Consider the following 21,240-nt stretch of genomic DNA (forward strand, 5'->3'; position numbering starts at 1 on the left):
ATAAGATTATGTGTCTGTTAGGATGTGACATTGGAAGTTCTTCCATCAAGGTCTCTATTGTCGATGAGGAGACCGGGTTAACAATAGGTGCGGATTTTTATCCCAAAGAAGAGGCCCCGATCAAGGCGTCGCGCCCGGGGTGGGCGGAGCAAAATCCGGAGGATTGGTGGTCGTACGTGAAGATCGCTATGAAAGGTGCCATGAGCAAGGCGAAGGTGAAAGGCGAGGATATCAAGGCGATCGGTATCTCGTACCAGATGCATGGCTTGGTGGTGGTGGACAAGAAGATGGAGGTGCTTCGTCCATCTATTATCTGGTGCGATAGCCGTGCCGTTCCTTATGGCGAGCGTGCGTTTAAGAATATAGGCGAGAAGCGATGCCTTTCCCACCTATTGAACTCGCCGGGTAATTTTACCGCTTCCAAGCTGGCTTGGATCAAGGAGTACGAGCCGGATATTTACGACCGCATTCATAAGATTATGTTGCCGGGAGATTTCATCGCTATGCGCCTGACGGGGGATATCGTGACTACGGTTTCCGGTTTGTCGGAGGGGATTTTCTGGGACTTCAAGAATAATGCCTTATCGGAGGATTTGATGAATTATTATGGATTCAGTAAGGATCTGATCGCCGATATCCGTCCGACGTTCGGTTTGCAGGGCGAGGTTACCGCCTCGGTTGCGGCCGAGTTGGGACTGAAGAAAGGTACGCCGGTTACCTATCGTGCGGGTGATCAGCCGAATAACGCTTTATCATTGAATGTATTGAATCCGGGCGAGATAGCGGCTACCGGCGGGACTTCCGGAGTGGTGTATGGCGTGAACGGCAAGGTGAATTACGATACGCTTTCCCGTGTGAATACGTTCGCCCACGTGAACCATACGACGGAGCAGACCCGCTTGGGTGTCTTGTTGTGCATCAACGGGGTCGGTATCCTTAATTCTTGGATCAAACGGAATATAGCGCCGGAAGGTATCAACTATAATGAGTTGAATGATTTGGCGGCTACGGTTCCCATCGGCTGCGATGGTCTTTCGATCTTGCCGTTCGGAAACGGGGCGGAGCGTATGTTGCAGAATAAGCAGATCGATTGCTCGGTTCATGGATTGAACTTCAACATACATACCAAGGCGCATATGGCTAGGGCGGCGCAAGAAGGTATCGTGTTCGCCTTTAAATACGGTATGGATATTATGAATGAGATGGGGATCGATATTCAGGTAATCCGTGCGGGGAACGCGAACTTGTTCTTAAGCCCGATCTTCCGGGATGCTTTGGCGGGCGTGACGGGTACGGTGATCGAACTGTATGATACGAACGGTGCGGTAGGGGCGGCCAAGGGTGCCGGTATGGGTGCCGGTATCTACAAGAACGCGGAAGAAGCGTTCGCTTCCTTGAAGAAGATCAACGTGATCGAGCCGGACGGTTTCAAGGCGAATGCTTATTGCGGGGCGTTCGAGATTTGGAAGGAACGATTGGAACAATCTATTTAACGGCTGAATTATTTACATTTTTAATACATATTATTATGAGTTACTTTAAAGGAGAGAAAGAATTTTTCCCGGGAATCGGACAGATTCAGTTTGAGGGACGTGAGTCAAAAAATCCGTTGGCATTTCATTATTATGACGCGGATAAGGTAGTTATGGGTAAGACACTAAAGGATCATTTGCGCTTCGCTATGGCTTATTGGCATACCTTATGTGCTGAGGGAGGTGATCAGTTTGGTGGTGGAACAAAATCATTCCCTTGGAATGACAGCACGGACGCTATCACCCGTGCGAAGTACAAGATGGACGCCGCTTTCGAGTTTATGACCAAATGTAATATTCCTTACTATTGCTTCCACGACGTGGACGTGGTGGACGAGGCTCCTACGCTGGGCGAGTTCGAGAAACGTTTGCAGACGATGGTGGAACATGCCAAGGAGCATCAAGCCGCTACCGGAAAGAAGCTTCTATGGTCTACCGCGAACGTCTTCAGCAATAAGCGTTATATGAACGGCGCCGCTACGAACCCTTATTTCCCGACCGTGGCATGCGCTGGCACGCAGATCAAGAACGCTATCGACGCTTGTATCGCTTTAGGGGGCGAGAACTATGTATTCTGGGGCGGCCGTGAGGGTTATATGAGCCTATTGAACACGAACATGAAACGAGAGAAGGATCATTTAGCCATGATGTTGACGATGGCCCGTGATTATGGCCGTAAGAACGGTTTCAAGGGTACGTTCCTGATCGAGCCGAAACCGATGGAACCGACGAAACATCAATATGACGTGGATTCGGAGACCGTGATCGGCTTCCTTCGCCATTATGGATTGGACAAGGATTTCGCCTTGAATATCGAGGTGAACCACGCTACCTTGGCCGGACATACATTCGAGCATGAGTTGCAAGCCGCCGCCGACGCCGGCATGTTGTGCAGTATCGACGCAAACCGTGGCGATTACCAGAATGGTTGGGATACGGATCAATTCCCGATGGATATCTATGAGCTGGCACAGGCTTGGCTGGTCATCCTTGAGGGAGGTGGCTTGACTACCGGAGGTACGAACTTCGACGCCAAGACCCGCCGTAATTCTACGGACTTGGAGGATATCTTCATCGCTCATATCGGTGGTATGGACGCTTTCGCCCGTGCCTTGATGATCGCCGCCGATATCCTTGAGCACTCAGATTACCGCAAGATGCGTGCCGAGCGCTACGCTAGTTTCGATGCCGGTGAGGGCAAGGCATTCGAGGATGGCAAGCTTACGCTGGAAGATCTTCGTACGATCGCTTTGCGTGACGGCGAGCCGAAACAGATCAGCGGTAAGCAGGAATTATACGAGATGATTGTAAATCTGCATATCTAAATAATTGAAAATCGAGAATTGGGAATTGAAAATTATCGTGCGTAAGCCCTAGTTTTCAGCTCTCAATTCTCAGTTTTTAATTAATAAATCTATTCCATGAAAAGTAACAACACTTATATTTTCGCTCTTACCTTGGTCGCTACCTTGGGAGGTCTGCTGTTTGGGTATGACACGGCGGTGATCTCCGGTACGGTGGAGTCTTTGCGTAAGTTCTTCATCGAGCCGCAAGGGCTTCCGTTGGATCAGGCGAACGCTTTGGAGGGCTTCGTGGTAAGTAGCGCGTTGATCGGATGTATTCTCGGCGCCTCGTTTGCGGGGTGGATCAGCCAGCGTTACGGCAGGAAGCCTACATTGATACTGGCCGCTATCCTTTTCTTGCTTTCCGCTATCGGCTCAGCTTGGCCGGAGTTGTTTATCGGCATGCCCGGGAGTGGGGATCATACGTTTATGTACGCGTTCGTGGCTTATCGTATCTTGGGAGGTATCGGCGTGGGACTGGCCTCCATGGTATCGCCGATGTATATCGCCGAGGTGGCTCCGGCCGATCGCCGGGGGAATCTGGTGGCATGGAACCAGTTCGCCATTATCTTTGGTATGCTGGTGGTCTATTTCGTGAATTATACGATCGCCCTTCAGGGAGATGCCGCTTGGCTGCATACGATTGGTTGGCGCTGGATGTTCGCCTCCGAGACGATCCCGGCGATATTGTTCCTCTCGTTCCTGATGTTCGTGCCCGAGACGCCTCGTTACCTCGTGATGCGTGGGCGTACGGAGAAGGCGTTGGCTATCTTGAACCGTTTGTCGGATTCGGAGACCGCCGGGTATGAGCTGGAGGAGATACAGGAGAGTTTCAAGGAGAAAGCTCCGTCGATGAAGCCTTACTTCCAGTTTATGGGGACTTGGTTGGCGTTGTTCTTGGCGGGCTACGGGTTGTTGTCGTGGGCAGGTAATACGAGCGCATTGGAGATCGCCTTGCTGGGCAGTTTCTGTATCGCCTTGCTGTTCCCGATCCGGTCGTTCGGCGTGCTGATCATCTTGGTGGGCGTGTTGCTCTCCGGTTTCCAGCAATTCGTGGGGATCAACGTGGTGCTTTACTATGCCCCGGAGATCTTCAAGACGATGGGAGCGGCCACGGACGCCGCCCTTTTGCAACAGATCGTGGTAGGGGCGGTGAACCTGTCGTTTACCGTATTGGCTATTTTCACGGTGGATAAGTTCGGACGCCGTCCGTTGATGATTATCGGGGCGCTCGTCATGGCGGTATCTATGTTGATCTTGGGAACTACTTTCTATACGCGTTCGGTGGGTATGGGATCATTGGTCTGCATGCTGGTTTATACGGCGGGATTCGCTATGTCGTGGGGCCCGGTCTGCTGGGTGTTACTGGCCGAGATCTTCCCGAACTCGATTCGCTCCACAGTAATGAGTATCGCCGTGGCGGGGCAGTGGATTGCCAACTTCTTGGTATCATGGACTTTCCCGATGCTGGATAAGAATCAATACTTGACCGATACGTTCAATCACGGTATGGCCTATTGGATCTATGGCGTGATGGGTATATTGGCGGCGTTGTTCATCTGGAAATTTGTTCCCGAGACGAAAGGAAAGACGCTGGAGGAGATGGAAGGTTATTGGAAACGGTAACCAAACCTGAGACAAGATAATATATGAGTAAAAAAGGACGGATCAATCTACCCGTCCTTTTTTCGTAATGAACCTTAATGCCCCAATTTAGACGCCGGATTTGCCATCGCCGCCCGATAACTCTGGAAAGTAACCGTAGATACGGTCAGTGTCATTATGATTACCAAAGCCACTAAAAATACCCATACGTAGATCGGCGTTTTATAAGCGAAGCTTCGTAACCAAATATGCACCCCATAGTAAGCAAGCGGGATCGAGATAATAAAACAGACGAGCGTGATCCGGAGGAAAGACGAGTTCAGCATCCAAAGGATTTGCCGGACCGTGGACCCATGTACTTTCCGCACGGCTATCTCCTTTCCCCGTCCTTGTAACTCAAAGATAACCAGTCCGAATACTCCCACGAGGGATAAAAAGACGGCCATCAGGCAAAGGGCGGTAATCAGCGCTCCCTGCCGCCCACTTTTACTGTAAAGCTCCTCCAGCGCCGTATCAAAGAAATGGATATCGGCCGGATAACCCGGGATCAATTCATCCGTTACCTTCCGGATATGCTCGATAGCCGTCCGGGGATTTCCGCCGGCGATCTTGACATAAGCGTATCTTTCCGGCACCGAACGGCGGTAATGATTCTTAGCCGAGGTCCAAAGTCCCATCGGGCGTAACTCTTTATACAGGGATTCATAATGGACATCCTCAAAGATACCGACAATCCGTACCGGTATATCATTATCCGTGATGCTTGTCCCTACCAAGTCCGATAGGTCGTCCGGTTTCTCGGGGGAAAGACCCGAGGCGATCTCCCTCGCTGCCGTCTCGCTAAGGAGGCAAACGACCTGCGTGTTATCCGCCGCCTCATCCGTCGGCCGGAACTTCCTTCCGGCGATCATCTTTACATCCATTAGCTCCGGGAAATTGGCGGATACTCCCAGCCAGCTCATATAATAATGTTGGCCTTTGTAATTATACCCGATGAAAGAACGTGATTCGTCCGAGACAAATTTGAACTCACTAAAGGAAACATCACGGATAGCGGGGCTTTCCAAGAGACGTGCCTTGAACAATTCGCCCTTTTTCAAGGCCGCCCCCATGCTTAGTCTTACCTCCAGTACGTTTTCTTTGTTAAACCCCAAGTCCACGTTCCCTATATATCTGTTTTGCAAGGAGACGAACAACGCTCCGACAATCAGCGTGATCGAGATAACGAACTGGAACCCTATAAGTAACTTGCGAGTGTTCTTGGCCCGGTCGCTAAGGGTAAAAGACTTATTCAGCGCCATGACAGGAGGAAACGAGGTGATATAGAAAGCAGGATACAAACCGGCCAGTATACCGCCGCCTGCGACAAGGAAGAATGTGTACGCCGGAATCTTCCAGTTGGCATACAGGTTCAACGGATGCCCCACCATATTCGTGACCCATTGCACGTTATTCAAAAATAACAGGAAAAGCAAGGCGAGGAAGAAGGCGACAACCGAGATTCCCAAGGACTCCAAGACCAGATACTTCCGTAGCGTGGCGTCCGAGCTTCCCAGCACTTTCTGGATGGTGATCGACTTGGTGCGTATCGGCGCCAAGGCTATCGACAGGTTGATATAATTGACCAAGGCAATACCTATGATCAGGATGGCGATAAAGAATAACATATTCGTCCGTAGCTTATTACCGATGGGAGCGGCGTCCGCTCGGACCGGCTGGCCGAAATAGAGATCAGACAAGGGCCGGAGGCGCATATCCTCGATCGTGAAACTTTTCAGGAAAGCCCGGCTATCGGCCATATAGGTCTCGGTAGTGACAGAGGCGGATTCCGGCGTCGACATCAGCAGATAACAATAGTAAAGGCCGGTATGCCAGTTTTCCATCATCTCTTTCTCCATGATCGGGATATACAGGGCATTCTTCACCCGGGTGTTTTCCGGGAAATCGCGAAAGACGCCTCCCACGATATATGCCGGCTCAAAACTAAGCCCATATATAATCGAGCCTTCGGCCCCGGCGAACTCCGACAGATAAACCGGCTTCCCGATAGGATTTTCCTCGCCGAAGAGTTTCCGGGCCATGCTCTCTGGGATCAGCGTCCCTTCCGGACGTTTCAGGCAATCCGTATCGCCGGCCACCAGTTCGAAGCCAAAGACCTTGGTATATCCCGGGGTGATCCGTTCCACCTGCTCCATATAGCTCCGTGCGTCGGGCCCTTCACTGGCTGATATCCCAAAACGTACGGAGGAGTAAACAAGGTTGTTTGTGATAGCGGCCGCTTCTATATAAGGGGAGGCGGCGATGAAACGCTCGAGTTGTGGACGTGCGAAATTAGCCTCCCATATCCCGTCATCCCGCTTGTTTTCTAACTGAAAGATCCTTTCCCTGTTCAAGAGGGAAGCGTCGAAGCTATATTCATGACCGACATGTATGCTTATCAGCATGAATAACAGGAAAGCGAAGCTAAGTCCTAAAAGATTAGTGACCGTCGCTAATTTATAATGTCTCAAGACATAAAGCAGGTTCTTGAATGTACTTTGCATGGTATAAGTTCTTTTAATTTTAAACCCTTTGATCTGGAAATACAAAGCAAAGCTATTCCTTTATTTACGTTCCTGTGTTATTTTTTTGACAAACGGTTACTTTCTGTTGATGAATTGTGATATTATCAATAATTTCCTTATTTTTGCCATCATACTTCAAAAAGAAACAAGCGCTATGTTACACAAAGGCTATCGGATGCTTTTCAACTGCCTGATGTTTTATCTCTAGCAGATACTCTCCCTATATAAACTCATGGGGGCGGGGATGCCCGTCCTGTGTAACAATAAAAAATAACCTTGATGAGGGCGGATAGATCCTACCTCTACGATAAAACATATAATTTTATGAATACGACCCATCACACACATTCATGCGTACATGATACCGTCTCTTCCGTAGGAGCGAACAATTTCGGGATGAACGACCGTATCAAACGTTTGCGCCGGCAGACCTTTGAGGCCCAACCTTCCCTATCGATCGAGCGGGCCTTGATCGAGACCCGTTTTTATCGGGAGAATTACGGAAAGTATCCGATCCCTATCCTGCGTGCCTTGAACTTCCTTGAGATCTGCAAGCAGAAGACGATCTATATCGGCGAGGACGAGTTGATCGTTGGCGAGCGGGGGCCCCGCCCCAAGGCCGTGCCTACCTTCCCGGAACTTACCTGCCATAGCGTGGAGGACCTGCATATATTGAATACCCGGGAGCTGCAACGTTACACAATCTCCCAAGAAGATATCGATACTTACGAGCGGGAGGTGATCCCGTACTGGAAAGGCCGTACCCAGCGGGAGCGCATCTTCAGCCACGTCCCCAAGGAATGGAAAGAGGCGTACGAGGTGGGTATGTTCACCGAGTTCATGGAGCAACGTGCCCCCGGGCATACCGCTTTGGACGGCAAGGTCTACCAATATGGCCTGCTGGACTTGAAGAAACGTATCGAGGGGGAACTAAGCGCTTTGGATTTCATGAACGACCCCGAGGCCACGGACAAGCAGGAGGAGCTGACGGCCATGTCTATCTCCTGCGACGCCGCTATCCTGCTTGCCGAGCGACACGCGGACTTGGCCGACGAGATGTCTCTCACCGAAAAAGATCCTCGTCGTGCCGCCGAGCTGAGGAAGATCGCCGAGGTATGCCGCTGGGTTCCCGCCCACGCTCCCCGTACCTATTGGGAAGCGATCCAGATGTACTGGTTTGTCCATCTAGGTACGATCATGGAGCTGAATGGTTGGGATGCCATGAACCCTGGCCATTTCGACCAGCATCTGGCGCCTTTTTACGAGAAAGAGATCGCCGCCGGAACCTTGACCCGTGACGAGGCGAAAGAGTTGATGTCTTGCTTCTTCATCAAGGTAAACAATCATACCGCCCCGCCGAAAGTGGGTATCACGGCGAAGGAGAGCGGGACCTATAACGATTTCACGAACCTGAACATCGGCGGCATCCGGGCGGACGGCAGCGACGGCGTAAGCGAGGTCTCCTATATCATGTTGGAGACGATCGAGGAGCTGCATATCCTCCAGCCCGGCAGCGCCATCCATGTCAGTGCCCGTACGCCGGAGCGTTTCCTCCGTGCCGGATGCAAGGTGATCCGCCAAGGCCACGGCTGTCCGTCGGTATTCAACCCGGATGTGTACGTGCAGGAGTTGATGCGGCAAGGCAAGTCGCTGCGTGATGCCCGCGAGGGAGGTTGCAGCGGTTGCATCGAGGTGGGCGCTTTTGGGAAGGAGGCGTACGTGCTGACCGGTTACCTGAACGTGCCGAAGATATTGGAGGTGACGCTGCATAACGGCGTAGATCCGGTAAGCGGCCGCAAGGTCGGTCTGGAGACCGGCGATCCCCGTGGTTTCCGGACGTATGAGGAGCTTTACGCGGCGTTCATGCGCCAGATCCATTATTTCGTGGACATGAAGGTGCGGGTCAGCAACTATATCGACCGCATGTTCGCCAAGTACGCCCCCGCCACGTTCCTCTCCCTGTTTATCGATGATTGTATCGCGAAGGGTAAGGATTATTACGATCGCGGGCCTCGTTACAACACCACTTATATCCAGTGTACCGGATTAGGCACGATAACCGATAGCCTTTCCTCTTTACGGAAACACGTCTTCGAGGATAAGACCTTCACGATGGAAGCCTTGTTGGACGCGATGGCGGATAATTTCGAGGGACATGAGCCGATGCGCCAAATGATCCTGAACCGTACGCCTTTCTTTGGCAACGATGATCCGTACGCCGACCAGATCGCCGTCCGTGTCTTCGACGATTTATATGATGCGATCGAGGGCAAGCCGAATACGAAAGGGGAGTGTTTCCATTTGAATATGTTATCCACCACTTGCCATGTCTACTTCGGCAAGGTGATGGGAGCCACCCCGAACGGCCGCTTGGCCGGGCGTGCCATCTCCGACGGTACCTCGCCCTCGCACGGAGCCGATACCCACGGGCCGTCCGCCGTTGTCAAGTCCCTCGGTAAGCTGGATCAGGTGAAGAGCGGCGGCACGTTGCTGAACCAACGCTTCCTGCCCAGCCTGCTCCGGCGGGAGGAGGATATCTCGAAACTGGCCTCCTTGATTCGTAGCTACTTCGCCTTGGGTGGCCATCATATCCAATTCAACATCGTGGATACGGAAACGCTTTACGCCGCCCAGAAGTGCCCGGAGGACTACCGGGATCTGCTGGTCCGTGTAGCGGGCTATAGCGACTATTTCAACGATATGAACGCCGATTTGCAAGCGGACGTGATCGCACGTACGGAGCAAGAGACTTTCTGAGCCATGCTGTTATTCGATATCAAACGATACGCCATAAACGACGGGCCGGGCATCCGTGTCACGATCTTCATGAAAGGATGCCCGCTTGCCTGCGTATGGTGCCATAACCCGGAAGGCATCTCGCCCCGGGCGGAGAAGCTGTATACGAGAAAGAAGTGCATAGGTTGCGGGGCCTGCGTGAATGCCTGCCCCGTCGGGGCGTTGACCTTGACGCAAGCGGGCATCGTCACGGATCGCTCTCTGTGCCGCACATGCGGTAGATGCGCCGAGGTTTGTCCCACCTTGGCGATGGAGATGTCCGGCCGTGAGTATTCTATCGACGAGGTCATGCGTGAGATCGAGAAAGAGACGGTCTTTATGGATCGCTCCGAGGGAGGTGTTACCTTCTGCGGGGGAGAGCCGTTGTCGCATCCGTCGGACTTGGTTGCCCTGCTGGATCGTTGCGGAGAGTTGGGAATCCATCGTGCGGTGGATACGACCTTGTTCGCCTCGCCGGATACCGTCCGGAGCGTAATGGAGCGCACGGATCTTTTTCTGGTGGATTTAAAGCATATGGATTCCGGTAGCCATCATCGTTTCACGGGTGTCCCGAACGAGCGTATCCTCTCCAATCTTCGGATGATCGCCGAGGCCGGGATGGACTTCCTCATTCGCATCCCCTTGATCGAGGGTGTCAATGCGGACGAGGAGAATATATCCCGTTCCGCCATCTTCTTGGCCTCCTTGCCGTGGGAGCGGAAAGTCGTCAATCTCCTCCCGTATCACGACATCGGAAAAGGTAAGCACGATAAGCGAGGAACCCTCTACAATCCCGGGCACCTTCCGCTATCCACCCCTTCCGAAGCAGTCCTGCAAAGGTGTATCGATCAATTCGCCTCCTGCGGGATAACCGCGTTGATCGGAGGATAGTTCTCTTTGGGAACTATTCTTCTTTCAATAATTGGTTGATTGTATGAATGAATAATTCAGCTTGCGGATATAAGTTATCCAACATTTCCTTATCACAATAAACAAAATCGTCATAATCTCCACTATGTCTTTTCTCAAATAAAGTCGAGAATATTTTCCCGATTTTTATAGGAAGCTTTCCGGTAGAGATAAAATGTAATCCAAGCATAGTCTTAACTCCATTATGTGTTTGTGGTTGGTGATCATATTTTAATAGCAGGGAAACCGCTGCGTAATAGCATGCATAATAGAGGCGATTAACAGCAGCATTATAGAAAGACTCACGCATCATCACTTGAGCTTCTTTCAATGTCTCATAAGCACGTTGGATTCGATAGTTAATCAATGCGTTCTTACTTTCTTCATCTAGGATCTCTTTCATAATATAATACCTTCGTTTATAACATTAATATAGAAAGGAGTTTTAAAGGGACGGTTTTCCCAGAGTTTTCTTAACATGACGATGGGGCTGATATTTACGCCAGTCTTTAGTTCCAGCTCATACAAGGGTAAAGTAATTTCTTCCTCTCGTTCCAAAGTCATTTTCTCTCCGTCTATCAAGATGAGTAAGTCGATATCGCTATCAATCCGAGCGTCTCCACGTGCTTCCGAACCGAATAAGATAGTTTGTGCCGTGGGAGCTATCCGGCGCATGATATCTTTTATCTGATTTATAATTTCTGTTCGTTTCATTTTATCTTTTCATTAAATGACTTATGTCGTGAGACAAAGATAATTATTTTTCTGATTATTACCATTTCTTCCGATACTCCGTAGGCGATATCCCGGCGTGTTGCTTGAAGTATTTACCGAAGAAGGATTGGTTGGCGAAGTTTAGCCGGTCTGATATCTCTTGGATGGAAAGGGTGGAGGAGGATAATAACGCCTTCGCCTCCAAGACAACGTAATTATCGATCCATTCCCCGGCCGTACGGTTGCTAACGTTCTTTACCAAAAGAGATAAATATTTTGGAGTGACACATAATTTCCCGGCGTAGAAAGCTACCGATCGTTCCTGCTTATGATGTAAGGCGAGCGTTTGTATGAACGCCGCGAACAACTCCTCTTGCCGGCTCTTCTTCACCTCGATCGGCATATGATTCTTAAACATGCCGTAAACCTCGTGGAATACCGCCAACAATAAGCTCTGGGCAATCTCTTTCCGGTAAGGATGCCCTTTCGCTTTCACTTTCTTCCAGAGAAAAGAATGATATTCCTTGATACAACCTATCTCCTCGGCATTCAACTCGGTGACCGGATGCTCCTTGATGTAGAAGAACGCCGGCAAGGTATTCTGTATATGAGGAATGATCTCCTCCATGAAATTCTTGGAGATGACGATGAAGATCCCGGCCACGTCCTCGCTACGTTCCACGTGTTGGATGATCTGATCAGGCAAGGACAATACGAGATGGTTTTCCCCTACGACATATTCCTCCATATTGATCCGTATACGCATGAAGCCTTTCGTGCAAAGCGCGAATACGACGGCGTCTATTCGCATCGGATGGTCGAGCGAGGGAATATCGTCGATGTTATCGAATATGGCGAAATCCTCGTCGATAAAGTCTATGCCGGGTACGTTCTCGATAAGAGAGATACAAGCTTGAGGTAGATCTGTTACGTTCATAATTTATTCTTGTTTGGGCGATAAAATTAGTGAAATAATAGAATAATCCAATTGAAATGTGTCAAATAGGACAATTTGGTTGCAAAACGGAACTTCTTTGGAGTGGATAAACTCATCATCTTCGCGGTATAATAAATCATAGGATATGAAAAGGATGAAAGGCATTGTTTATGGAGGATTATTATCCGTCGTGTTCGTGATGTCCGGATGCTCGGGCAGTCAAAAAGAGGGACGGGATAGCAAAGAGATCCCGGTGGAGATCGTGAAGATAGCGAAGACCGTTCCGGCGGATACAAGGAATTACGTGGGAACGGTAGAGGAGGTCGTATCCTCCTCGATTAGTTTTCAGGTGATGGGTAATGTAGAGCGAGTATTGGTGGGCGAGGGGCAGAAGGTCCGTGAGGGCCAACTACTAGCGGTGTTAGACAAGGCGACGCTGGAAAACGCCTATAATGCCTCGGCCGCTTCCTTGCGACAAGCGGAGGATGCCTATGCCCGCATGAGAACCTTGCACGAGAATAAGAGCCTGCCGGATATGAAATGGGTAGAGGTGGAGAGCAAATTGGAACAGGCCCGTTCCATGGAGCGAATCTCGAGGAAAAACCTTGAGGACCGGAACCTGTATGCCCCGTTCGGCGGCGTTATCGGCAAGCGCATGGTTGAGGCGGGAGAGAACGTGCAGCCCGGGCAACCGGTTTTCTCCTTGTTAAGGATAGAGACGGTAAACGTGAAGATCGCCGTCCCGGAGAATGAGGTCGCCACGCTCGGCGATCAAGCCGCTATGATAAAGGTAGCCGCTCTGGGCGGACAATGTTTTGAGGGGAAAGTGACGGAGAAAGGCATCGTGGCCAACCCTATCTCCCATACTTACGAGGCGAAGATCCGGCTGGAGAACCCGTCCGGCGCTTTGTTGCCCGGCATGGTTTGCGATGTACGCCTGTCGGGAGAGGAATCCGTGCCGGCTATCGCCTTGCCGAACAACGCCGTGTTGATAGCGAACGACGGGGGGCGTTTCGTCTGGAAGGTCGTAGACGGAGAGGCGAAAGCTACGCCCGTACGGACGGGCGACTTGACGGAGCAGGGCTTGTTTATTCTGGAAGGGTTGAACGAGGGGGATATCGTCGTGATAGGCGGTTACCAGAAAATCAGTGAGGGCATGAGAGTGCGTGCGTTATGAGAGAACGTAAAAACGGAGTGATCGAATGGACCATGCGTCATTACCAGATCACGTTGCTGGTGATTACCGTGCTGGTCGGGTTGGGTATTTTGGGCTTGGTGGACATGCCGAAACAGGAATTCCCGGAGTTCACCATCCGCCAAGGCGTGGTCGTGGGTGTTTACCCCGGGGCGACTTCCGGAGAGGTGGAGGAGCAGTTGGCCAAGCCTTTGGAGAGATACCTGTTTACCTTCAAGGAGGTAAAGAAGAAAAAGACGTACTCCATGTCAAGGGATGGAATGGTGTACGTGATGGTGGAGCTGAACGACGACGTGAACAATAAAGACGAGGTCTGGTCGAAGATCAAGCTCGGCTTGCAGAACTTCAAGTCGCAACTGCCCTCGGGCGTACTCGCCGTCATCGCGAATGATGATTTCGGCGATACTTCCGCCTTATTGATCACCTTGGAATCGGAAGACAAGACCTACCGGGAATTGCAGCGATACATGGAGACGCTGGAAGACCGCCTGCGCCGGATCGAGTCCGTATCCAACCTGCGCCGTTACGGGGTACAAAACGAGCAGATCTCGGTCTACTTGGATCCAGACAAGCTAGCCGCTTACGGCCTAGACACCCGTATGCTGATGACAACCTTGTTCACCCAAGGCTTTACCACCGCCTCCGGCTCCTTGGAGAATGGCGGCTTGGACATTCCCATCCACCTTTCCGTGACCTATCCCTCGGAGCGGGAAGTAGGCGAGCAGATCCTGCTGGCCGATGCCGACGGGCATATGATCCGCTTGAAAGACGTGGCCCGTATCGTACGGGAATATCCCGAGCCGGATAGCTATATAACGAACAACGGCAAGAAAGCGATCATCCTTTCCATGGAGATGCGTGAGGGCCATAATATCGTACGATACGGAAAGGAGGTAGACGAGGTATTGCACGCTTTCGAGCGGGATCTTCCCGAGAGTGTCTCGATCCGCCGGATCGCCGACCAGCCGAAGGTGGTGGGAGACTCGGTAAGTTCCTTCGTGCGGGATTTGTTCGTGTCCATCGTGGTCGTGATCTTGGTGATGATGGTATTGTTCCCGTTCCGCTCGGCATTGGTGGCGGCTACCTCCATCCCGATCAGTGTCTTTATCTCGATCGGTGTCATGTACGCTTGCGGCATCCCGCTGAATACGGTGACGCTGGCCGCCTTGATCGTGGTATTGGGCATGATCGTGGATAACTCCATCATCGTGATAGACGCCTATCTGGAATATCTGGACAAGGGCTATTCCCGTTGGTACGCCGCCGTCTATAGCGCCAAGAACTATTTCAGCTCGATCTTGTTGGCTACGCTGTGTATCTGCGTGATCTTTTTCCCGTTGCTTTTCACGATGACGGGGCAGATGTTGGATTTCGTGACCTTCTTCCCTTGGACGCTTTCCATCTCCCTCATGGTGTCGCTGGCGGTGGCGATGGTCTTTATCCCGCTGCTGGAGCGGGTCTTGATCAAGAAGGGATTGAAGTCCGGGCGGGAGAATACGGGCAAGAAGAGGTTCAATCTGCTGGATACCGTACAGGCCGTCTATACGAGGGCACTGACGTGGACTTTCCGTTTCCCGAAAACCACGATCGGTCTGGGCGTCTTGACGGTTGCCTTGGCGATCCTGATGATCACCCAACTGAGCCAGCGTATGATGCCGATAGCCGACCGGGATCAGTTCGCCGTCGAGATCTATCTCCCGCAGGGAACCTCGCTGGACCGTACCGCCGCCGTGAGCGATAGCCTCTATAAGCTGTTGTCGGAAGATGAGCGCATCCTGTCCGTCACCTCCTTTATCGGAACTTCCTCGCCCCGTTTCCAAGCTACCTACGCCCCGAACTTGGCCGGGAAGAATTACGCCCAGTTCATTGTCAACACCGCCTCGATAGAGGCCACCCGTAGCGTGTTGGATGATTATACGGACCGGTACGCCGATTATTTCCCCGACGCCTACGTGAAGTTTAAGCAACTGGATTACCAAAACGTATCCTCTCCTTTAGAGATCCGTTTCATGGGAGACGATATCGCCCGGTTGAAGCAGGCTGGGGATTCCTTGATGGCCGTGTTGCGTGAGATGGACGGCTTGGTCTGGGTACACACCAATTACGAGGAGGCCTTACCCGACGTACGGGTTCGATTGGACCCAGTGGAAGCCTCCCGCCTCGGGATCACGAAGGCGATGGCCTCGGCCGATCTGGCGATCCGTTACGACGGCCTCTCGGTTGGCTCCCTCTGGGAAGGCGATTACGCTTTGCCGATCCAGCTGAGATCCGATAAGAAAGGGGAGGGTGACGCGTTCGATAAGGTCGGCGACCAGTATCTTCCCACCATCGTCCCCGGCGTGAGCGTCCCGCTCCGGCAAGTCTCCACGATCGAGGGAGGCTGGAATGAGGGGCAGATCGTCCGTCGCAACGGCGTGCGTACCTTGAGCGTCTTCGCCGAGGTAACCCGGGGGACCAACCAGAACGCTATGCAGAAACGGATCGAGCGAGTCATGGAAAGCCGTATTATCCCGACCTTGCCCGAGGGCGTGACGTACGAGTACGGTGGAGCCAAGGAGCTGGATTTCGAGACGATGAACCCGCTGATGCAGGGCTTGGCGATCGCCGTGATCATTGTTTTCTTCTTCCTGTTGGTCAATTTCAAGAAGATCGGCTTGGCGTTGGCGGCCCTGTCCTCGTTGCTGCTCACCTTGTTCGGGGCGGCGCTGGGCTTGTGGGCGTTCCATATCGATTTCAGCTTGACGTGCGTCTTGGGCGTTATTAGCTTGATCGGTATCGTGGTGCGAAACGCTATCTTGATATTCGAGCATGCGCAAGACCTGCGGCTCCATAAGCATTATAGCCCGAGGGATGCCGCCTTCGACGCCGGCCGGCGACGCATGCTCCCGATCTTCCTGACCTCGGCTACAACGGCCGTGGGCGTGGTGCCCATGATCATCAGCGGCAGTTCCCTTTGGATGCCGATGGGTGTGGTGATCTGCTCGGGAACGGTCTTCTCGATGATCTTGGCGGTCATCATCCTGCCTGTTTTCTATTGGAAGATATTCGGGAATAAATGAATGATACGGATGTGGATTAGGATATAATATAGGAATGAATATATGCGGAAAAAAGAGATGATAAAAAGATGGATATATGGCATCGTCGGTTCCCTCGTCTTATGCGTGGGGACCGTGAGCGCCCAGCGGACATTATCGCTGGAAGAATGCCGGGAAATGGCTTTGGAGAATAACGCGAAGATGAAGAACGCCCGTTTGGACGTAGAAGGGGCGAGGGAAGGAAAAAAGGAGGCCTTTACGAAATACTTCCCGAATGTCAGCGCCGTGGGAACAGCTTTTAAGGCGAACCACGGGATGATGGATATGAGCGTGATACCGGGCCTTCTCGAGTTGTCGATGATGGATGACGGCTTGCTGGGTGGGGTGACCGCTATCCAGCCCGTGTTCGCCGGCGGACAGATCGTGAACGGCAATAAGCTGGCCGACTTGGCGCTCGAGGTGAGCCGTTACCAGATGCGCCAATCCGAGGATGAGGTAGCCCTGACGGTGGAGCGGTATTACTGGCAATGGATCTCCCTTCACGAGAAATTAAGGACGATCGAGATCGTGGAATCCTTGGTGGGGAGTCTTTATAAGGATGTGGAGGTAGCGGTCGGCGCCGGCGTGACGACTCGTAATGACCTACTGCAAGTCCAGTTGAAAAAGAACGGCGTGGCGAGCGACCGCCTGCGGGTGGAGAACGGCTTGCGCCTTTCCAAGATGGTGCTGGCTCAATATATCGGTATCGGGGAAGATGATTTCGAGATCGATTTCACGCTGCCCGCCGAGGTGCCCTCCCCGGAGCTTTACCGGGTGAGCCATGAGGAGGCGCTCCCTACGACACTCTCTTATAAATTGCTGGAGAAGAACGTGGAGGCCGCCCGTCTTCAACAAAAGCTGAAGGTTGGGCAATACTTGCCCACCGTGGGGATCGGAGCCGGGTATATGTATCACAACTTACTGGATAAGGACCGTCCGTTCGGCATGGTTTTCGCTACCGTAGCGATTCCGATCAGTGATTGGTGGGGCGGCTCGCACGCCATCCGGAAGCAAAAGCTTCAGGTGAAGGCGGCCGAGTATTCCCGCCAAAACGCCAATGAGCTTCTGTTGGTGCAAATGCGGAAGCTCTGGAACGAGCTGGAGGAGTCTTATAAGCAAGTCAAGCTCTCGGAGGAATCCATAGCGACGGCCGAGGAGAATGTCCGCCTTAATACGGACTATTATAAGGCGGGCACGGTAACGCTGAGCGATCTTCTGGACGCCCAATCGCTCCTCCAGCAAAGCCGTGACCAGTATACGGGCGATTATACGGCTTATTTGATCAAACGTACGGAATATTTACAGGCGACAGGGCGTTAATTTGTTTTTTTTCCATATATTTGCTTATTAACAAATAATAAAACGAGAAGTGATGATGAGCTACGCCAATTATCTTTACATAGCGATCCATGCCGCGGTAGACGCAGGCAAGTCGATCATGGATATCTATAACGACCCCGAATCAGACTTCGGGATAGAGAGAAAAGCAGACAACTCGCCGTTGACAAAGGCGGATAAGGCGGCCCATCGATTGATAACAAACGCTTTGTCCGTTACCCCGTTTCCGGTCTTAAGCGAGGAAGGAAAGGAGATCCCGTTCAAGGAGCGCTCCAAATGGGAGACGCTGTGGATCGTGGACCCGCTGGACGGTACCAAGGAGTTTATCAAGAAAAACGGGGAGTTTACCGTGAATATCGCCTTGGTGGAGAAGGGTGTGCCCGTGTTGGGCGTCATTTATGTGCCCGTCCGGAAGGAGTTGTATTTCGCCTCCTCCTCCGTGGGCGCTTATAAGTTCGCGGGAATCGATAGCAGCAGCCAGCCCTCGATGGACGAGATGAAGCAGCGGGCGATACATTTGCCGATGGCGCTGGCACATCAAGGAGTCGTGGTAGTGGCGTCCCGGTCTCACCAAACGGAGGAGACCACCGCTTTCATCGATAATCTCCGCAAGCAGGGAAAGCCCGTTACGTTGATCAGTAGCGGCAGCAGCCTGAAGATTTGTCTGGTAGCGGAAGGCTCGGCCGATATCTATCCCCGTTTCGCCCCGACGATGGAGTGGGATACCGCCGCCGGCCACGCCATCGCCAAGTCTGCCGGTTGCGACATATATCATATCGACGGCAAGACCCCGCTTCGCTATAACAAGGAAGATTTGCATAATCCGTGGTTTATCGTGAAGTGAGGGGGATGTGTATTTTAAGTTATTGTCAGCGGTGGGAGACGGAGCATGCTCCGTCTCTACAAGCCGTACAATGCATTCTTGTTTATTTGGTTATGAACGAAATTTAGAAGACTACCTTGTAAGAATATAAGTTGGCCCAGAATCAATCATTATTGGTCTATATCCCATATAATCCTAAAAATAGGTTAGCGAAAGGAGTGTACACTTGAGTATTCTTATTATTTTTGCGCTTTTAAAAGTAAGTACATGAATTTTGATATAGTGTTTGTGTTGCTGGCCCTAATCGGCATGATCGCAGCCTTGGTATGGGATAAGATGCGGCCGGGAATGGTTCTTCTGACAGTGGTCGTGTTTTTTCTCTGCGTAGGCATTCTTACTCCCAAGGAGATGCTGGAGGGCTTTAGCAATAAAGGGATGATAACCGTAGCCATGCTCTTCCTTGTCAGTGAGGGAGTGCGGCAGAGCGGGGCTTTAGGCCAATTGATCAAGAAACTGCTTCCCGAGGGGAAGACCACCGTCTTCAAGGCGCAGGCGAGGATGCTCCCGCCCGTAGCTTTCGTGTCGGCGTTCCTGAATAATACGCCGGTGGTGGTTATTTTCGCCCCGATCATCAAGCGATGGGCAGAGGCGGTGAAGCTTCCGGCCACGAAATTCTTGATCCCTCTCTCGTATGTCACGATATTGGGCGGTATATGTACCTTGATCGGTACTTCTACGAATCTGGTGGTGCACGGCATGATTCTGGAGGCGGGATATGAGGGCTTTACGATGTTTGAGCTGGGGAAAGTCGGTATTTTTATCGCTATCGCCGGTATTTTATATTTGTTCGCTTTCTCGAACAAGCTGCTTCCGGACTCGAGGACGGATACGGTATCCGAAGACGGGGAGGATGAGAATCCCGGGAATTTCCACCGGGTGGAGGCCGTGCTGGGCGCACGCTTCCCGGGTATCAACAAGACCTTGGGAGAGTTTAACTTTACCCGCCATTACGGGGCGATCGTGAAAGAGGTGAAAAGCGGCGGACAGCGTTTTACCCGTAATCTGGATACGGTGGTATTGCATGAGGGCGATACCTTGGTGTTGTGGGCGGACGATTCTTTTATCCCTACATGGGGTGAGTCTAGTGTCTTCTTGATGTTGGCGAATGGTAATGAGGCAACGGAGCCGGTATCGAAGAAGAAACGTTGGCTGGCTTTAGGACTGTTGATCTTTATGATTACGGGGGCGACGGTAGGAGAGTTGCCAGTCGTGAAAGAGGCCGTTCCAAGTATGCGCTTGGATATGTTCTTCTTTGTCTGTATTACGACAATCATCATGGCGTGGACGAAGCTTTTCCCGCCTAAAAAATACACGAAATACATTTCTTGGGATATCTTGATAACGATCGCTTGCGCTTTCGCTATCAGCAAGGCCATGGAGAATTCCGGCTTTGCCTCCATGATAGCCCGCCATATAATCGGTATGGCCGACAATTTGGGGCCGTATGCGTTGCTGGCGATTCTATTTATTATTACCAATATATTTACGGAGTTGATCACGAATAACGCTGCGGCGGCATTGAGCTTCCCGATCGCTTTGTCGGTAGCTACGCAATTAGGCGTTGATCCGACCCCATTCTTTGTCGTGATCTGTATGGCGGCGTCGGCTAGTTTCAGTACGCCGATCGGCTACCAGACCAACCTGATCGTACAAGGCGTGGGAGGCTATAAGTTCACGGATTTCGTGAAGGTGGGCTTGCCCTTGAACTTGATCACGTTCTTGATCTCCGTGTTTGTAATACCTATGATATGGAAGTTTTAGAAAATAATATCTATCCGATTTTCGACCGTATGCTGGGTCGTGAGGATAAAGAGGCGCTTTTGGGGCAAAGGGGCGTGATGGTGTGGTTCACGGGTTTGAGTGGCTCGGGGAAAAGCACGATCGCTATCGCTTTGGAGCGTGAGTTGCATAAACGGGGATTGCTTTGCCGCATCCTCGACGGGGATAATATCCGTAGTGGTATCAACAATAATCTCGGGTTCTCGCCGGAGGACCGGGTGGAGAATATACGCCGGATCGCCGAGGTGGGTAAACTGTTTGTCGATACGGGTGTTATAACCATAGCGGCTTTTATCAGCCCGAACAACGAGTTGAGAGAGATGGCGTCCGCTATCATCGGTAAAGCGGATTTCTTGGAGGTTTACGTAAGTACGCCGCTCGCCGAGTGCGAACGCCGTGACGTGAAAGGCCTGTATGCCAAGGCCCGGAAAGGCGAGATCAAGGAGTTTACCGGGGTTTCCGCCCCGTTCGAGGCGCCGGAGCGTCCGGACCTGTCCTTGGATACCTCCGTATTGAGCGTGGAGCAATCCGTGAGCCGGTTGTTGGAGTTGATCGTACCGAAAGTAGAAATTAAACACTGAAAAAAGAT

The 21,240-nt window shown here is 51.8% G+C and carries 15 protein-coding genes; 11 read left to right on the forward strand and 4 right to left on the reverse strand.

Annotated elements, in window-relative coordinates; translation table 11 throughout:
• Nucleotides 1-8: 8 nt before the first annotated feature.
• From D7V92_RS07830 to xylE, 3 genes are all read left to right on the forward strand, one after another.
• The gene (locus tag D7V92_RS07830) at nucleotides 9-1,493 is read left to right on the forward strand and encodes a xylulokinase (protein WP_121772629.1); all 1,485 of its coding nucleotides are present in this window, start codon (nucleotides 9-11) and stop codon (nucleotides 1,491-1,493) included.
• Nucleotides 1,494-1,528: 35 nt separating this feature from the next.
• Nucleotides 1,529-2,857, forward strand: a complete 1,329-nt coding sequence (xylA, locus tag D7V92_RS07835; protein ID WP_009275085.1) for a xylose isomerase — start codon at nucleotides 1,529-1,531, stop codon at nucleotides 2,855-2,857.
• A gap of 96 nt (nucleotides 2,858-2,953) precedes the next feature.
• Nucleotides 2,954-4,501, forward strand: a complete 1,548-nt coding sequence (gene xylE, locus D7V92_RS07840) for a D-xylose transporter XylE (protein WP_121772630.1) — start codon at nucleotides 2,954-2,956, stop codon at nucleotides 4,499-4,501.
• Nucleotides 4,502-4,575: 74 nt separating this feature from the next.
• On the opposite strand, the gene D7V92_RS07845 is transcribed toward xylE, so the two are convergent.
• Nucleotides 4,576-7,023, reverse strand: coding sequence for an ABC transporter permease (locus D7V92_RS07845; protein ID WP_121772631.1), 2,448 nt, complete (start codon nucleotides 7,021-7,023; stop codon nucleotides 4,576-4,578).
• Between the two features lie 345 nt (nucleotides 7,024-7,368).
• Here D7V92_RS07845 and hypD point away from each other — a divergent pair, with 345 nt between their 5' ends.
• Both hypD and D7V92_RS07855 read left to right on the forward strand, forming a co-directional pair.
• Nucleotides 7,369-9,801: a trans-4-hydroxy-L-proline dehydratase gene (gene hypD, locus D7V92_RS07850; protein WP_121772653.1), complete on the forward strand. Its 2,433-nt coding sequence runs from the start codon at nucleotides 7,369-7,371 to the stop codon at nucleotides 9,799-9,801.
• Between the two features lie 3 nt (nucleotides 9,802-9,804).
• Nucleotides 9,805-10,710 carry a glycyl-radical enzyme activating protein gene (locus tag D7V92_RS07855; protein WP_121772632.1) on the forward strand — a complete coding sequence of 302 codons (906 nt, stop codon included), beginning with the start codon at nucleotides 9,805-9,807 and terminating at the stop codon, nucleotides 10,708-10,710.
• A 13-nt stretch (nucleotides 10,711-10,723) separates the two neighbouring features.
• Here the strand turns inward: D7V92_RS07855 and D7V92_RS07860 are convergent, their stop codons facing one another.
• Genes D7V92_RS07860 through D7V92_RS07870 form a run of 3 tightly spaced genes read right to left on the reverse strand, consistent with a single transcriptional unit; the run spans nucleotide 10,724 to nucleotide 12,379 of the window.
• Nucleotides 10,724-11,131 carry a HEPN domain-containing protein gene (locus tag D7V92_RS07860; RefSeq protein WP_005862800.1) on the reverse strand — a complete coding sequence of 136 codons (408 nt, stop codon included), beginning with the start codon at nucleotides 11,129-11,131 and terminating at the stop codon, nucleotides 10,724-10,726.
• A complete protein-coding gene (locus D7V92_RS07865; protein ID WP_121772633.1) occupies nucleotides 11,128-11,442 on the reverse strand; it encodes a nucleotidyltransferase domain-containing protein in 315 nt (104 codons plus the stop codon). Before D7V92_RS07865 ends, D7V92_RS07860 begins: the two co-directional genes overlap by 4 nt.
• 58 nt (nucleotides 11,443-11,500) lie before the next feature.
• A complete protein-coding gene (locus tag D7V92_RS07870; protein ID WP_022191976.1) occupies nucleotides 11,501-12,379 on the reverse strand; it encodes an AraC family transcriptional regulator in 879 nt (292 codons plus the stop codon).
• 145 nt (nucleotides 12,380-12,524) lie between these two features.
• Between D7V92_RS07870 and D7V92_RS07875 the strand changes: the two genes are divergently transcribed.
• From D7V92_RS07875 to cysC, 6 genes are all read left to right on the forward strand, one after another.
• A complete protein-coding gene (locus D7V92_RS07875; protein WP_022191975.1) occupies nucleotides 12,525-13,556 on the forward strand; it encodes an efflux RND transporter periplasmic adaptor subunit in 1,032 nt (343 codons plus the stop codon).
• Nucleotides 13,553-16,633, forward strand: a complete 3,081-nt coding sequence (locus tag D7V92_RS07880; protein ID WP_121772634.1) for an efflux RND transporter permease subunit — start codon at nucleotides 13,553-13,555, stop codon at nucleotides 16,631-16,633. The genes D7V92_RS07875 and D7V92_RS07880 overlap by 4 nt, the downstream gene beginning before the upstream one ends.
• A 42-nt stretch (nucleotides 16,634-16,675) precedes the next feature.
• On the forward strand, nucleotides 16,676-17,971 hold the full coding sequence (locus D7V92_RS07885; RefSeq protein WP_005857439.1) for a TolC family protein: 1,296 nt from the start codon (nucleotides 16,676-16,678) through the stop codon (nucleotides 17,969-17,971).
• Nucleotides 17,972-18,023: 52 nt separating this feature from the next.
• Entirely contained in the window at nucleotides 18,024-18,833 is an 810-nt protein-coding gene (gene cysQ / locus D7V92_RS07890) for a 3'(2'),5'-bisphosphate nucleotidase CysQ (protein ID WP_121772635.1), read from the forward strand.
• Between the two features lie 246 nt (nucleotides 18,834-19,079).
• On the forward strand, nucleotides 19,080-20,633 hold the full coding sequence (locus D7V92_RS07895) for an SLC13 family permease (protein WP_005857436.1): 1,554 nt from the start codon (nucleotides 19,080-19,082) through the stop codon (nucleotides 20,631-20,633).
• The gene (cysC, locus tag D7V92_RS07900) at nucleotides 20,621-21,232 is read left to right on the forward strand and encodes an adenylyl-sulfate kinase (RefSeq protein ID WP_057316959.1); all 612 of its coding nucleotides are present in this window, start codon (nucleotides 20,621-20,623) and stop codon (nucleotides 21,230-21,232) included. Before D7V92_RS07895 ends, cysC begins: the two co-directional genes overlap by 13 nt.
• Nucleotides 21,233-21,240: the final 8 nt, after the last annotated feature.

The sequence above is a fragment of the Parabacteroides sp. CH2-D42-20 genome (assembly GCF_003670185.1).
GTDB lineage: Bacteria > Bacteroidota > Bacteroidia > Bacteroidales > Tannerellaceae > Parabacteroides > Parabacteroides distasonis.